Origin of the sequence: Oceaniglobus trochenteri (genome assembly GCF_020529025.1) — a bacterium.
In the GTDB taxonomy this organism is placed as follows: domain Bacteria; phylum Pseudomonadota; class Alphaproteobacteria; order Rhodobacterales; family Rhodobacteraceae; genus Oceaniglobus; species Oceaniglobus trochenteri.
This window is the reverse complement of the sequence record NZ_JACNMM010000002.1, coordinates 418613-432671: the sequence shown is the minus strand read 5'-3', so window position 1 is coordinate 432671 and position 14059 is coordinate 418613. Positions and strand designations below refer to the sequence as shown.

Genomic DNA, 14059 nt, shown 5'->3' with positions numbered 1-14059 from the left:
GCGGTCAGTAACACATCACGGGCTGGATCGCGGCCTGCTTGCTGGGCGAAAGCCCCTCTGACGGGGGCGCCGCGCCATCGTCGCCGGCGGGAAGCGGGATGGCGTTGTCGGTCAGGAAACGGCGCAGCCGCGACAGGCGCACGGCATAGTTGATGTTCTGTGGCAGGGTGCCGGTTTCGCGCAGGTAGAAATCATCGTTGGCCCGGGCCACCACCACCCCCACGACCTCGCCCATCGTGCTCAGAAGGGGGCCGCCGCTGTTGCCCGGCTGAACCGGCGCGGAGATCGACACCCAGTCGGGCCGGTCCTCGCCCCCGCTCAGCGCGCTGACATTGCCCATGGTCAGGTTCAACGCCCCGCCGCTGAGCGAGATGAAGGGATAGCCAACCGCCGCCACCCCCTGACCCAGCCGCAGGTCGGGGTCGGCCCGAAGGGGCAGCCAGTGGGCGCTGCGCCTCTCGGATTCAAGCACGGCAAGATCGCTGTCGGGGGCGCGGGCCAGAACGCGCAGGGGCGTGCCGTCGGCCAGGGTCAGGGCGCTGCACCCCTCGATCACATGGGCGGCGGTGACGACATCGGTGGCGTTCACGAAGAACCCGGTGCCTGCCCCCTGGGCCTGTTGCGCGGGGGCAGGGCGCCCGACGGGGTCCGAGCGATCGGGCGCCCGCGCGATGCCACCACCGGGACGGGCGGGCGCGGGAACCGGCGCAACCAGCGCCAGAAGCCGGTCGCCCGGTGTGATATCGGCGGCATATCCGGCCTTGAGGCTGGCCGCGATCAGTGCCGCGCGGTTGAACTGCGACGGTTCCGACTGGATCAGCAGCGTCAGGAACACCCCCTCGCGCAGCCAGGACCGCAGGTAGACGCGCCGCCCCGAGGCGAGCGTGGCCGCGGTGATCACCCTGTCGTCGCTGGCGCTGGAATAAGCGGGGGCGTTTCCGGCGTGGTTGGCGCGGGCCCAGTCGTGCATATCGGCGGTGGCGGCGCCACTATCGGCGATCCAGCGCACCAGCAGATCGCGCGAGGGCGTGGCATAGGTCAGGTATTGCGGGTCATCCCCGGTTTCGCGCAGCAGGTTCAGCGGCAGCAGCATCGAAAGACCGGCCGCCTCGTTGTTGATCCGCCCCCAGCCAGCCTCGCGGCGTTCACGTTCAAAGCTCTGCACCAGCCGGGCCAAGTGCCGGGTATCGGGGGTCAGCGCCTTGTCGGAGGCAAAGGCGAAATCCTCAAGCGCGGTCTGGCTGCGCCGGCCCCAGGCCCCGTCCAGAAGGCCGTTGTATTGTCCGTGAAAGGCCAGCGCGGCCTGCAGATAGGTCAGATCCTGCCGCCCGTAGTCGCGCGCATCGAAGGCGGCCAGCGCCGCCGTGATCGCGGCGCACCAGATCGCCACCGCCAGAAGCGCCAGCGCGGTCAGGTGCCGCAGCCCTCGGGCGGCGGGGATCACGTGATCGCCTCCAGGCGCTCCTTGCTCAGCCCGCCGGGAACGATGGTGATCGGCACGGGCAGGGTGCCCGAACTGCGCGTCAGCTGCATGACCAGGGGTCCGGGGTCGCTCTTGTCTTCGCCGGCACCCAGAACCAGGACGCCCACTTCGTCGTCCTCCTGCAACTGGGCCAGGATTTCCGGCACCACCTCGCCTTCGCGGATCACCAGTTCGGGGTTGATGTGCTGGCGGTCGCGCATCCACTTGGCGAAGACCTCGAAATGCACTTCGATCCGTTCGCGGGCTTCCTGGCGCATGATGTCGCCGACGCCGATCCAGTGGTTGAATTCCTCTGGCGGAATCACCGCCAGAACTTCGACGCCGCCGCCCGTCTTTGCCGCACGCATGGCGGCAAAGCGCATGGCATTCAGGCATTCGCGGCTGTCGTCTAGGATTACGAGAAACTTGCGCATGGTTCCATTCCTTTGGCACTTGCCCCGATGATGCCCCGTGGGGCGGGCGCTGGCAACTGCACTATGGCCGCAAGACGCGCCTGAGCCCCGCCAGCAGAAGGGTGACGACCTGCGCCGCCAGGGCTCCCAGCAGCGCCAGCGTGGCCAGCGCCAGATCGCTGAGCCGGACAAGGGCGCGAAAGGCCCGCGATTTCCCGAGAATGTGAATGGTGGCGCGGCTTTGTCCGCCCTGCACCCGGCTGAGCCGGGCCAGCCGCGCGGCATCCTCGGCGCTGTCGACATGGCGCAGCAGAACGACGGTATCGGCGGGCGAGGTCTGGCGCGCGACGGTGCCCAGATCGCCCGCGATAAGGGAAAGCCGCGTCAGTTTCGCCGTGTCGGCCACCTGTTCCAGCGGCACCCGCCCCGCCAGCCAGCCGGGAATGGCCCCGGCATCGCGCAGCACATCGGCATTGCGTGTCAGCACCCGCGACAAGCCCGGCGTCAGCGCCCCGGCCCGCCGCGCCAGGCGCAGAACCGTTGCCCCGGCCTTGATCCCCGCGCTGCCCCCCGCCGTCACCACGATGGCCCCCGTGGCCGCCAGCCCGGCCAGCGCCAGCCCCAGGTCCAGCCGGTCGACAGGATCGCCCGCGCCATAGTCGGCGGCGGCGCGGCGCAGGGCGTTCAGATCGCCCAGCGGCGTGATTTCCACCGGCAGGGCGCAGGCGGCGATGGCGGCGACCGTCTTGCACTGGGCGATGTCCCAGGCGCAGGCGGCGCAGTCCGACAGGCGGCGGGTGGTGCTTTCGGCGGCCTCGGCCTGGACCAGCGCACGTTCCATCAGCGGACGGGGCAGGGTGATGCCCTGGGCGGTGGCCGTTTCCAGCGCGATCAGCAGGCGATCCATGTCGTCATCGGCCAGCGCCTGTTCCACCTCGCCCACCAGGAACTCGGGCGTGGCCCGAAGCGCCATGTGCCGCGACAGAACGCGCCCGGCATCCTCGATCGACCTTTCGACGAAGGGCGCGGCGAAGGGGTGCTGCGACAGCGCCCAGAGCGTTGCGCCCCCCGTGGCCAGCGTGCAAAGCGTCAGCGCACCATAAAGAAGCCGCCGAAGCCCCATGCCGTCAGGCCGACAGCGCCCAGTCCCAGTACATCTCGCGCACCCGGCGGGTGACGGGGCCGGCCTGATACTGGCGGTCTTCAAAGGCGGTGACGGGGGTGACCTTCGACATGTTGCCGGTCAGGAACACTTCGTCGGCGCTGTCGAAATCGGCGAAGGACAGAACGGTTTCATGCACCTCCACCCCGTCGGCCCGCAGGTTGGCCAGGTGTCGGGCACGGGTGATTCCGGCCAGGAAGGTGCCGTTGGGCACCGGGGTGAAGACCGCGCCGTCGCGCACCATGAACACATTGGCCGTGGCGCTTTCGGCGACATTGCCCAGGGCATCGGCCACCAGCGCGTTGCCAAAGCCGCGCCGCTGTGCCTCGGCCAGCATCCGGGCGTTGTTGGGGTAAAGGCAGCCGGCCTTGGCGTTCACCACCGCGCTTTCCAGAACCGGGCGGCGGAAACTGGTGTGGCACAGGGTGGTGGTTGCGTCGGGGCTGGCCATGGGGATCTGTTCGAGGCAGATGCAGAACCCCGTGCCCTCGGCCCCCGGAACGATGGCGCCGTAGCCGCCCTGGGTGGCCCAGTACATGGGCCGGATGTAGACGGCGGCGTCCCTGGGATAGGCGGCCAGCCCCTCGTGCACGATCTGCACCATGTCCGCGACCGACACCGTGGGCGTCACCATCAGCGCCTCGGCCGAGCGGTTGACCCGCGCGCAATGCGCCTCGAGATCGGGGGCCACGCCTTCGAAATATCGTGCCCCGTCGAAAACGCCACTGCCCAGCCATGCACCGTGATCGGCGGCCTTCATCACCGCCACGTCGCCATCGTGCCAGCGGCCTTCGAAATAGGTGCGGATGTTGGTGCCTGTCGCCATGTCTGCCTCCTGCTGCTGGCGCGCAGTTAATCATTGGCGCGGGGGCGGGTCCAGCGGGCAAAAAACCTCTTGACCTTCCCGTGACTGGAAGCCCTATCTGCCCCTGTGACGCTGTTTCCGAACCGAAGGACGCCCCATGTCACAGTCTGCACAACTTACCCTCGAACGGCTCTCCTGCGCCTCTTGCGTGGGGCGGGCCGAAAAGGCCATCGCGGGGGTTTCCGGCGTGGGTGAGGTATCGGTCAACCTGGCCAGCCATGCCGCCCGCTTCACCATAACGCGCAAGGATGCCCTGGGCGAGGTCGTGCAGGCGCTGGATGCGGCGGGCTATCCGGCCCGGCGCGCCGATCTGCGGCTGCGCATCGACGGGATGAGTTGCGCCTCCTGCGTCGGGCGGATCGAAAAGGCCCTTCTGGCCCTTCCGGGGGTATCGCAAGCCTCGGTCAACCTGGCCACGGGCACGGCCCGGGTCCAGCTGGTTGAGGGCGTCGTGGCACCTGCCGACGTGGCGGCGGCGGTGAAGGCGGCCGGATATGACGCGCAGATTGTCACCGACGACACCGGGAAAGACTCCGCGTCCCATGACACCGCGCGTCAGGATGAAATCGCGGGGTTGCGCCGCGCCCTGATCCTGGCGGCGCTGCTGACCCTGCCGGTTTTCCTGATCGAGATGGGCTCGCATTTCATTCCGGGGGTGCATCACCTGGTCATGTCCACCCTGGGCCAGACCGCCAGCTGGACCCTGCAACTGGTTCTGACCACGGCGGTTCTGGCCGGGCCGGGGCGGATGTTCTTTGGGCGCGGCATTCCCGCGTTGCTGCGCGGGGCTCCCGACATGAACGCCCTTGTGGCGCTGGGAACGGCGGCGGCCTGGGGGTATTCGGTGCTGGCGCTCTTTCTGCCCGGCATTTTCCCGGAAGGCACCCGCGCCGTCTATTTCGAGGCGGCGGCCGTCATCTGCACCCTGATCCTGCTGGGCCGCTATCTTGAGGCACGCGCCAAGGGGCGGACGGGGGCGGCCATTGCCCGCCTCGTGGCGCTGCGCCCCGACACGGCCCGCGTGATGCGCGACGGCAAGCTGGCGGAAATCGGGATCGACGCGATCGGGGCGGGCGACGAGATCCACATCCGCCCCGGTGAACGCATCGCCGTGGACGGCAACGTCGTCTCGGGCGAATCCTACGTTGATGAAAGCATGATCACGGGCGAACCCCTGCCGGTGGCCAAGATCGCCGAGGCGTCGGTTGTCGGCGGCACCGTCAATGGCACCGGTGCGCTGGTGGTGCGGGCCACGGCGGTGGGCGGCGATACCGTTCTGGCGCGGATCGTGCAGATGGTCGAAGACGCGCAGGGCGCAAAGCTGCCGGTTCAGGCGCTGGTTGACCGGATCACCGGGGTCTTCGTGCCGGTGGTCATGGCGCTGGCGGCGCTGACCGTGCTGGCCTGGCTGGTCTTCGGCCCCGACCCGGCGCTGGCCCTGGCCCTGGTGGCCGGGGTGTCGGTTCTGATCGTGGCCTGCCCCTGTGCCATGGGTCTGGCGACGCCCACCTCGATCATGGTGGGCACCGGGCGGGCGGCTGAACTGGGCGTGCTGTTTCGCAAGGGCGATGCGCTGCAGGCTCTGCAGAACGCGAAGGTGGTGGCCCTGGACAAGACCGGCACCCTGACCCTGGGCCAGCCGACGCTGACAGTGATGAGCGTGGCCGAAGGCCAGAGCGAAGAGCGCCTGTTGCCCATCCTTGCCGCGGTCGAGGCGCAGTCCGAACATCCCATCGCCGCCGCCATCCACCGCGCCGCCGCCGGGCGCGATCTTCCCCCGGTCGAAGGGTTCCAGTCGGTCACCGGCATGGGTGTGCGGGCGCGCGTCGATGGGCAGGACGTGCTGATCGGTGCCGACCGTTTCCTCACCTCCGAAGGCATTGCCCTGGGCGATCTGGCTGACAAGGCCGCCGCCTTCGCCGCGCGGGGCGCAACGCCGCTTTTCGCGGCCATCGACGGGCGCATCGTGGCCGCCATCGCGGTTTCGGACCCGGTCAAGCCCGGCACCCCCGAGGCCATCGCCGCCCTGCACGACATGGGCCTGCGGGTGGCGATGATCACCGGCGACAACCGCGCCACGGCCCGGGCCATCGCCGCCGATCTCGGGATCGATGACGTGGTGGCCGAGGTGCGCCCCGAGGGCAAGGTCGAGGCCATCGAACGCCTGCGCGCCCAGGGGCCGGTCGCCTTCGTGGGGGATGGCATCAACGATGCGCCGGCCCTTGCGGCCGCCGATACCGGCATTGCCATCGGCACCGGCACCGACGTGGCCATCGAAACCGCCGATGTCGTCCTGATGGCGGGCGATCTGCGTGGCGTGGTCAACGCGCTTGCCGTGTCGCGGCACACCATGGCCAACATTCGCCAGAACCTGTTCTGGGCCTTCGGCTATAACGTGCTGCTGATCCCGGTTGCGGCGGGGGTGCTGTACCCGTTGTCTGGCACGCTTCTGTCGCCCATGCTGGCGGCGGGCGCCATGGCGCTGTCTTCGGTCTTCGTGCTGGGCAATGCCCTGCGCCTGCGCCGGATCCCCCCGGCGCTGACGGCGGATGACGCTCCGCAGCAGGCCCTGCGCCCCGCCCCCGCGGAATGAGGAGAGACAGGATGAACATCGGAGACGTGGCCGCCCGGTCCGGCCTTCCGGCCAAGACGATCCGCTATTACGAGGACATCGGCCTGATTTCCCCCGACCGCAGTGCCAACGGCTATCGGTCGTTCCGCGAAAAGGATCTGCACAAGTTGGCCTTCCTGGCCCGCGCCCGTGCGCTTGGGTTCAGCATCGAGGAATGCCGCGCCCTTCTCCATCTCTACGAAGACGAAAGCCGCGCCAGCGCCGAGGTCAAGGAGATCGCCGTGCACCACCTGGAACAGATCGAGCGCAAGATCGCGGATCTTCGCGAAATGCACGACACGCTGGCCACCCTTGTCGATGCCTGCGCCGGGGATCAACGCCCCGATTGCCCGATCCTTCAGACCCTGGGCAACGAAACACCGGGGCGTGGATAGGCCGGCTCGGGAAAGGGGGAATGGTGGGTCGTGAGAGGCTCGAACTCCCGACATCTTCGGTGTAAACGAAGCGCTCTACCAACTGAGCTAACGACCCGTGGCGCGGGGTCTAACCCGGGCGCGGGGCCAAGCGCAAGGGGCATTGCGCCCCGCCGGTGCAATTCCGGCCTGCCGTGGTTGTGCCGGTTTGGCACAGGCGGGGCAGGGGGGGAACGGGACATGCAATTTTAAGGCCCGGCTCAGGGCCAGAGGATCAGTTTCACCGCCAGCACGATCAGCACGCCAAGGATCAGCCAATCAAAGGCCCGCTGCGAGATCGAGCGGGTCAGCCAGGCGCCCAGGGGCATGAAGGTCCACAAGGGGATGAAGGCCAGCGCGCTGAGCAGCACCATCTGCGCATCATAGAACCCCAGCACTGCCAGCGTGGGAAACTGCACCGCGCACATGCCCGCAAAGAAAAGCGAGATCGTGGGGATGAATTCGTGCCGGGGCAGGCCAAGCGCGTTGAGGAAACTGATCGAGATCGGCGCCGAAATCCCCGCCGCCCCCTGAAGCACGCCCGCCGCCAGGCCGACCGGCAGAACGATCCGGTCCGCCGTTTTCCGGGCCAGCCGGAAATCGGTGCGCCAGATGCGCAGCGCGACATAGCCGAGCACGACGAAACCCACGGTCAGCGTCAGCGCGCGGGCCGGCACCGTGGCCAGAAGAAACGACCCCAGAATCGCCCCGACCGCCCCGGCAATCGCCAGGTGCCATGAAAACCGCCTGTGGTCATGGCTGCGATACTGCCAAAGCTGGCGCAGATTGGTCAGAAGGTTGGGCAGGACCAGAACGACAATGGCCAGCCGCACGTCAAAGAACGTGGCCATCACCGGAATCGCGATGATCGGCGCCCCCATGCCCGTTGCGCCCTTGAGCGTTCCGCCCATGGCCAGCGCCACGAAAAGGGCGCCATATGCAAGAAGATCAAGCTCGATCATGGGGCCGGAGTAGCAAACCACGGGGGGCAGAACCATAGACAAAAGCACTCTGGCGAAGCCGGTTCATTCGGCGTAGGTCTTTGCCATGGCTTCAATTCGTATCGGCAGCGGCCCGTTTCGGCCTGATCCCCGGGTGGTTGTTTTCACCGCCCTCCTTCTGGCCCTTGGGGCCATCGGGGGCGAGGGGGCAAAGCTGTTGCACCTGCCGCTGCCCTGGATGCTGGGCAGTCTTCTGGCCGCAGCCGTGGCCGTTGCCGTGGTGCCGCACCGGTTTCCCCCCGGCTACCAGTTTCCCATGGGGTTCCGGATGGTGTTCATCGGGGCCATCGGCGTGCTGATCGGCGCGCAGGTCGACGGAGCGCTGTTGGCGCAGTGGTCCGAAATGCTGGTCAGTCTTGCCGGGATCACCATCTTCGTCTTCGTGGCCCATGGGGTGAACTTCTGGCTGTTCCGCCGGATTGGCGGCTATGACCGCAAGACGGCCTTCTTCTGCGGCACCCCCGGCGGCGTGATGGAAAGCATCGCCCTGGGCGAACAGGCCGGGGCCGATATCCGGGTACTGGCGTTGCAGCAGTTCCTGCGCATCATCCTGGTGGTCAGCGTGGTGCCGGTGGGCCTGTCGATCCTGCATGGCGAGGTTCTGGGGAGTTCGGCGGGCCTCAGCTTTCAGCAGGGCGAGGCGCGGCTGGTGGCGGTGCCGATCCTGCTTGCGGTGGCCATCGGCGGCATGCTGCTGGGCCGCGCCCTGCGCCTTCCGGCGGGGCAGTTGACCGGGCCGCTGCTGGTGGCGGCCCTGCTTGGTGCGACGGGGCTGGTGGAGATCAATCCGCCCGGCTGGGTTCTGGCGGTGGCGCAAGTCGTCATCGGCACCAGCCTGGGGGTGCGCTTCATCGGGGTCACCCTGCGGATGCTGCGCCTGGGGCTATGGATGGCCATCCTGTCTGTCGGGTCGATGCTGGCCATCGGTGCCCTGCTGTCGGTGGCGATCCACGCCGTGACCGGGCAATCGACCGAGGTTCTGATCCTGTCCTTCGCGCCCGGCGGGGTGACGGAAATGGGTCTGGTGGCGCTGTCGCTGTCGGCCAACCCGGCGGTGGTGACGCTTCATCACCTCTACCGGATCACCATTACCGTGCTGGAAATGTCGTTCCTGTCCCGCTGGGTCACCCGCTCAGACCCTTGAGGCGTCGCGCTCTTTCGCCGTTTCCGCGGCCTTGTCGAAGGCCTCTTTCTGCATCCGGCCCCAGGCGCGGATGTCGTATTTCTGCACGACATTGCGCAGCAGCGACATGCGCTGGCGGCGTTCCTGTTCGGGCATCCTCAGGGCGGTCAGGATCGCGCTGTCCATCGACCGGTGCGAATAGGCGTTGGTGATGACGGCCGAGCCCATCTCGACGGCCGCACCCGCGAATTCCGACAGCACCAGAACGCCGTCGCCATCGGTACGCGCGGCGACATATTCCTTGCAGACCAGGTTCATCCCGTCGGCCAGCGGCGTGATCCAGGCCACGTCGGCGGCGCGGTAATAGGCCACAAGCTCGGAGAACGGCACGGCGCGCGAGATCAGGGCGATGGGCGTCCAGTCGAAGGTGCCGTACTGGCCGTTGATCCGCCCGGCGGTCTGTTCGATGGCGTCCTGCACCTCGGCATAGGCGGTCATGTTGCGGTTGGCGCTGACCGAGACATGCATCAGCCGCACCTTGCCCCGCAGGTCGGGGTTGTCGCGCAGGATGCGCCCGAAACTCTCCAACTGGTCGACGCCGCCCTTGGTGTAATCGGTGCGGCCCACCGACAGGATAAGCTGGCGGTCGCCCATCTCGGCCTTGATCTCTTCCACCTTGGTGGCGGTTTCGGGGCGGTCCGACTGTTTGAGGATGTAGTCCACATCCACACCCACCGGCGCCGTGCTGATATGCACCCGGCGCCCATTGTGAACCAGTTCGATGGGCACGCTGCGTTCGGTCAGCGCGGTGCCTTCCGATATGAAATCCTCTTCCACCCTCTCGCGGACAATCTCGTCGACGTCGAACAGCGACCGCGCGACCGAAACGAAGTTCGACGAATAGCGCGGGATGTGAAAGCCCACGACATCGCAGGCCAGAAGGCTGCCGACGATCTCCTTGCGCCAGGGCAACACGTTGAACATGTCGGCGGCGGGGAAGGGGGTGTGGTGAAAGAAGGCGATCCGCACATCGGGGCGCATCTGGCGCAGGTATCCGGGCACAAGCCAGAGGTTGTAATCATGCACCCAGACCACGGCGCCCGGCGCGGCCTCGGCGGCGGCGGCCTCGGCGAAGGCCCAGTTGACCTGCCGGAAATTGGGCCAGTCCACCGGGTCATAGTTATAGCGCTCGCGGAAATTGTGCAGGATCGGCCAGAAGGCCTCTTTGCTGGTGACGTGATAGAATTCGCGCACCTGGTCGGCGGTCAGCGGCAGCCGCGAGACGGAATAATCGCCATAGCTGTCGGAAATCTCGACCACCTGTTCAAAGCCCGGGTTGCTGGTGTCTTCGGCCAGCTTCCAGGCCACCCATGCGCCATGATCGACCCCGCCAAAGAAACTTTTCAATGTCGGGACAATGCCATTTGGGCTGGAATTCTCCTTGAAAACGATCTTCCCGTTTTCCTCAACCTCTTCATAGGGTTGCCGGTGATAGACGATGACCAGATCGGATGACATTGGGCTTCCTTCAGATGTTCGGATGCAGGTTCAGGGCGCGGATCGCCTCGATGATCCCGGCGGCGCCGATGGCTTCGGCGCGGTGGACGTGATCCTGGCCCTCAAGCCGGGCCAGCAGGGCGGGTTCCGACCCGCCCACGGCCACCGCAGGCAGGCCGAGGGCCAGCATCGAGTAATCGTTCATCGTGTCGCCAGCCACCAGAAGCCGCGCCGTGTCGATGCCCAGGTGTTCGGCCAGAAGCCGGATTGATGGCCCCTTGCTGATCCCCCTGGGCAGGACATCGAAATAGCGTTCATCCGACACCAGAACGTCCAGCCCCATGTCGCTGATCGTGTCATGGGCGGTGGGGTCAAAGCTGTCGGGGGCATAGTCATAGCTGACACGATAGCGGAACTCGGTGTCTTGCAGGGTCAGCCCGGGGGCCGACTCCAGCGCCGCCCGCACACGCGCGCCGGAATCGCCCCAGCGGCGCGAAATCTCGGTTTCCAGCTCGGCGATGGGTGTGACCTTGCCGTCGATCACCTGGGCGATGGTGGTGCCCACATCGCCCACCACGTATTCGGGCCAGGGCAGGCCATCGGCGCACATGCCCTCGATGAAGCGGGGGTCGCGCCCGGTGACGAAGATCAGGCCCACGGTATCGCGGTTGCCCTCGATCCAGTCGTACAGGCGCTTGCGGTCGTCTTCGGTGCCGCCAAGGAAGGTGCCGTCAAGATCGGTGGCCAGAACGAACTGCTTGGCGGAAATCGGTTTCTCGATAAGGTCGGTGTTCAAGTCGCAATCTCGTCAATCGGAGTTTCGGGAAGGCGCGCCGAGGGATGGTTGAGCGATAGCCCCATGGCGCGCGGTTCGGATTCGATGGGCGAGGACCACATGCGCGCGAAGGTGTCCTTGAGATCGGCGCCATCGTGCAGGATGTGGCGCACGGCCTCGCAGATCGGCATGGACACGCGAAGCCTGCGGGCGAGGTCGGTCACCGAGATGGCGTTCATCTCACCCTCGACCACGACGGGCCGGCCCTCGAAACATTCGCTGCGCGGGATGCCCGCGCCCAACTGGGTGCCCAGCGACATGTTGCGCGAACTGTCCGACGAACAGGTCAGTGTCAGATCGCCCGCGCCCGACAGGCCGGTGACGGTTTCGCGCTGCCCGCCCAGGGCCTCGGCCAGGCGCTTCATTTCATCCATGCCCCGGGTGATCAGGGCGGCGCGGGTGTTCTTGGCGAAACCGGCGCCCGTCATCATGCCACAGGCAATGGCGATCACGTTCTTGACCGCGCCGCCGATCTCGACCCCCACCAGATCGTCGGAGATATAGGTGCGAAAGGACGGCGTGCTCATCGAAACGGCAAGCCGGGCGGCGGGGCTGTCCATGGGGGCCAGGCGGTCGGCATAGCGGAAGTTGAAGGCGACGGTCGCGGCGGTGAAATGGCCAAGGGCCGTTTCATCGGCGAATGTGGGGCCGGAAATCACGCCCACGGGGTGGTTGCCAAGTTCCTCGGCCGCGATATGGCCCATGAGGTAACCGGTTCCTTCCTCGATCCCTTTCGCGCAGACGGCGACGGGAACGCCCGTGCCGATCATCGGGGCGATCATCTGACACATTTCGCGGATCGCGATCGAGGGAATGACGATCAGCACCGCCTCGGCACCGTCCAGGGCGGCGGCAAGATCGGTGGTGCCAACGATCCCGGGGGCCAGGTCGATCCCGGGAAGGAAGCGTTCGTTGCGTCCGTTGGCGTTGATGTCGTCGATCACCGAAGCGTCGCGGCCCCACAGTCGCACACTCCGCCCCGCCCGCCGCGCGACGGTGGCAAGGGCGGACCCCCAGGCCCCGGCGCCCAGAACGGCGATGGTGCCATAGGGGCGGGCCTGAAGCGAGGGGCGGGTCTGATCGAACGGCGGGTTTGTCACATGAACTCCTGATGCTGGGACAGCAACCTGTGCGTCGGCAACGCTTGCCGCAGGCGCAAAGTTCCCCGCTGCGGTGCAGAAATTCCGGCGCCCTGGGCGGACACTGGCACAGATTTTCGAAATTTGCCACCAAACGGGGATTTGCAGGGCGAACAGGGGCGCGACCTGGTCGGGCGCCCCTTGCGCCCGGCAGGCCAAAAACTTGCTGGCCGGGGCCGATATTATGCAGGAAGGCCTGGGCGCGGGGCGCTTTTCGGGGCGCCCCGCGCAGCGCGCTCAGATATAGCGCGACACGATGTTTTCCAGGATCTCCTGGCGGCCCGAACGCGGCTCGGGGCGGATGTCGGATTCGATCACCTGGTCGTGGATGTCGTCCAGCGACCGGCCCAGCAGGGCCTTGCCTTCCTCCGTGGCCCAGCCGGCGTAGCGTTCGGCGCGGGCGTCTTCCAGCGCGCCGTCGCTCAGCATGGCCGCCGCCGCCTTCAGGCCGCGCGCGCAGACATCCATGCCGCCCACATGGGCCGCCACCAGATCGACCGGGTCAAGCGATTGGCGGCGCAGCTTGGCATCGAAGTTGGTGCCGCCGGTCTTGAAACCGCCGGCCTTCAGAACCTCGTAATAGGCCAGGGCCGCCTCGCGCGGATTGTCGGGGAACTGGTCGGTGTCCCAGCCCGACTGGTAATCGTTGCGGTTCATGTCGATCGACCCGAAGATGCCCAGCGATGCCGCCATCGCCAGTTCATGTTCGAAGGAATGGCCGGCCAGGATCGCGTGGCCCTGTTCGATGTTGACCTGTACTTCCTTTTCCAGGCCGAACCGCTTGAGGAAGCCATAGACCGTGGCGACGTCGTAATCGTACTGGTGCTTGGTGGGTTCCTGGGGTTTGGGCTCGATCAGGATCGCGCCCTTGAAGCCGATCTTGTGCTTGTATTCCACCACGCGGTTCAGGAAGGCGCCGGCCTGTTCGGCCTCTTGCCCGAGGTCGGTGTTCAGCAGGGTTTCATATCCCTCGCGCCCACCCCAGAGAACATAGTTCTCGCCGCCCATCTTCATCGTGGCGTCCATGCAGGTTTTCACCGTCGCGGCCGACCATGCGTAAACCTCGGGGTCGGGGTTGGTGGCCGCCCCCGACATGAACCGGCGGTGGCTGAACAGGTTGGCAGTACCCCAAAGGCACTTCATCCCCGAGCTTTCCATCTTCTCGCCGATGTAGTCCGCGATCTCGGCCAGGTTGCGGGCGTTCTCGGCAAAGCTGTCGCCGTCGGGGCGGATATCGGCATCGTGCCAGCAGAAATAGGGCAGGCCCAGGATGCGGAAAAGATCGAAGGCATTGTCGGCCTTCAGCTTGGCGGCGGCCATGTCGTTTCCGAACCAGGGACGGTCGAAGGTGCGCCCGCCGAAGGGATCGCCGCCCTCCCAGGCGAAGGAGTGCCACCAGGCGCAGGAAAAGCGCAGGTGGTCTTCCATCCGCTTGCCCATGACCGTCTCGTCCGGGTTGTAGTGGCGGAAGCCAAGGTCGGTAGTGGTGTCGGTTCCGGTGAATTTGACCGGATCGATCCCGTCGAAATAGCTCATTT

12 protein-coding genes and 1 tRNA gene are annotated in these 14059 nt (G+C 66.9%); 3 read left to right on the top strand and 10 right to left on the bottom strand.

Annotated features, from left to right (window positions below; translation table 11 throughout):
- Positions 1-4 precede the first annotated feature (4 nt).
- From H7828_RS02285 to H7828_RS02270, 4 genes are all read right to left on the bottom strand, one after another.
- Positions 5-1444, bottom strand: coding sequence for a S1C family serine protease (locus tag H7828_RS02285; RefSeq protein WP_226779315.1), 1440 nt, complete (start codon positions 1442-1444; stop codon positions 5-7).
- Entirely contained in the window at positions 1441-1896 is a 456-nt protein-coding gene (locus H7828_RS02280; RefSeq protein ID WP_226779314.1) for a universal stress protein, read from the bottom strand. Before H7828_RS02280 ends, H7828_RS02285 begins: the two co-directional genes overlap by 4 nt.
- 61 nt (positions 1897-1957) lie before the next feature.
- Positions 1958-2998 carry a hypothetical protein gene (locus H7828_RS02275; RefSeq protein WP_226779313.1) on the bottom strand — a complete coding sequence of 347 codons (1041 nt, stop codon included), beginning with the start codon at positions 2996-2998 and terminating at the stop codon, positions 1958-1960.
- 4 nt (positions 2999-3002) lie between these two features.
- Positions 3003-3863: a branched-chain amino acid aminotransferase gene (locus H7828_RS02270; RefSeq protein WP_226779312.1), complete on the bottom strand. Its 861-nt coding sequence runs from the start codon at positions 3861-3863 to the stop codon at positions 3003-3005.
- A 136-nt stretch (positions 3864-3999) separates the two neighbouring features.
- Between H7828_RS02270 and H7828_RS02265 the strand changes: the two genes are divergently transcribed.
- Both H7828_RS02265 and cueR read left to right on the top strand, forming a co-directional pair.
- The gene (locus H7828_RS02265) at positions 4000-6495 is read left to right on the top strand and encodes a heavy metal translocating P-type ATPase (protein WP_226779311.1); all 2496 of its coding nucleotides are present in this window, start codon (positions 4000-4002) and stop codon (positions 6493-6495) included.
- A gap of 11 nt (positions 6496-6506) precedes the next feature.
- Entirely contained in the window at positions 6507-6908 is a 402-nt protein-coding gene (cueR, locus tag H7828_RS02260; RefSeq protein WP_226779310.1) for a Cu(I)-responsive transcriptional regulator, read from the top strand.
- Between the two features lie 21 nt (positions 6909-6929).
- Here the strand turns inward: cueR and H7828_RS02255 are convergent.
- Positions 6930-7005: transfer RNA gene (locus tag H7828_RS02255), tRNA-Val, on the bottom strand.
- A gap of 142 nt (positions 7006-7147) precedes the next feature.
- Positions 7148-7924 carry a sulfite exporter TauE/SafE family protein gene (locus H7828_RS02250; RefSeq protein ID WP_226779309.1) on the bottom strand — a complete coding sequence of 259 codons (777 nt, stop codon included), beginning with the start codon at positions 7922-7924 and terminating at the stop codon, positions 7148-7150.
- Positions 7925-8021: 97 nt separating this feature from the next.
- On the opposite strand from H7828_RS02250, the gene H7828_RS02245 reads away from it, so the two are divergent.
- Positions 8022-9071 carry an AbrB family transcriptional regulator gene (locus H7828_RS02245; protein WP_226779308.1) on the top strand — a complete coding sequence of 350 codons (1050 nt, stop codon included), beginning with the start codon at positions 8022-8024 and terminating at the stop codon, positions 9069-9071.
- Here the strand turns inward: H7828_RS02245 and ggpS are convergent.
- From ggpS to xylA, 4 genes are all read right to left on the bottom strand, one after another.
- Positions 9060-10568, bottom strand: a complete 1509-nt coding sequence (gene ggpS, locus H7828_RS02240; protein ID WP_226779307.1) for a glucosylglycerol-phosphate synthase — start codon at positions 10566-10568, stop codon at positions 9060-9062. The two genes, H7828_RS02245 and ggpS, sit on opposite strands and share 12 nt — an antisense overlap.
- 10 nt (positions 10569-10578) lie before the next feature.
- On the bottom strand, positions 10579-11343 hold the full coding sequence (locus tag H7828_RS02235; RefSeq protein ID WP_226779306.1) for an HAD-IIB family hydrolase: 765 nt from the start codon (positions 11341-11343) through the stop codon (positions 10579-10581).
- Positions 11340-12482: an NAD(P)H-dependent glycerol-3-phosphate dehydrogenase gene (locus tag H7828_RS02230; protein WP_226779305.1), complete on the bottom strand. Its 1143-nt coding sequence runs from the start codon at positions 12480-12482 to the stop codon at positions 11340-11342. Before H7828_RS02230 ends, H7828_RS02235 begins: the two co-directional genes overlap by 4 nt.
- Before the next feature lie 276 nt (positions 12483-12758).
- On the bottom strand, positions 12759-14057 hold the full coding sequence (gene xylA / locus H7828_RS02225; protein WP_226779304.1) for a xylose isomerase: 1299 nt from the start codon (positions 14055-14057) through the stop codon (positions 12759-12761).
- Positions 14058-14059 lie beyond the last annotated feature (2 nt).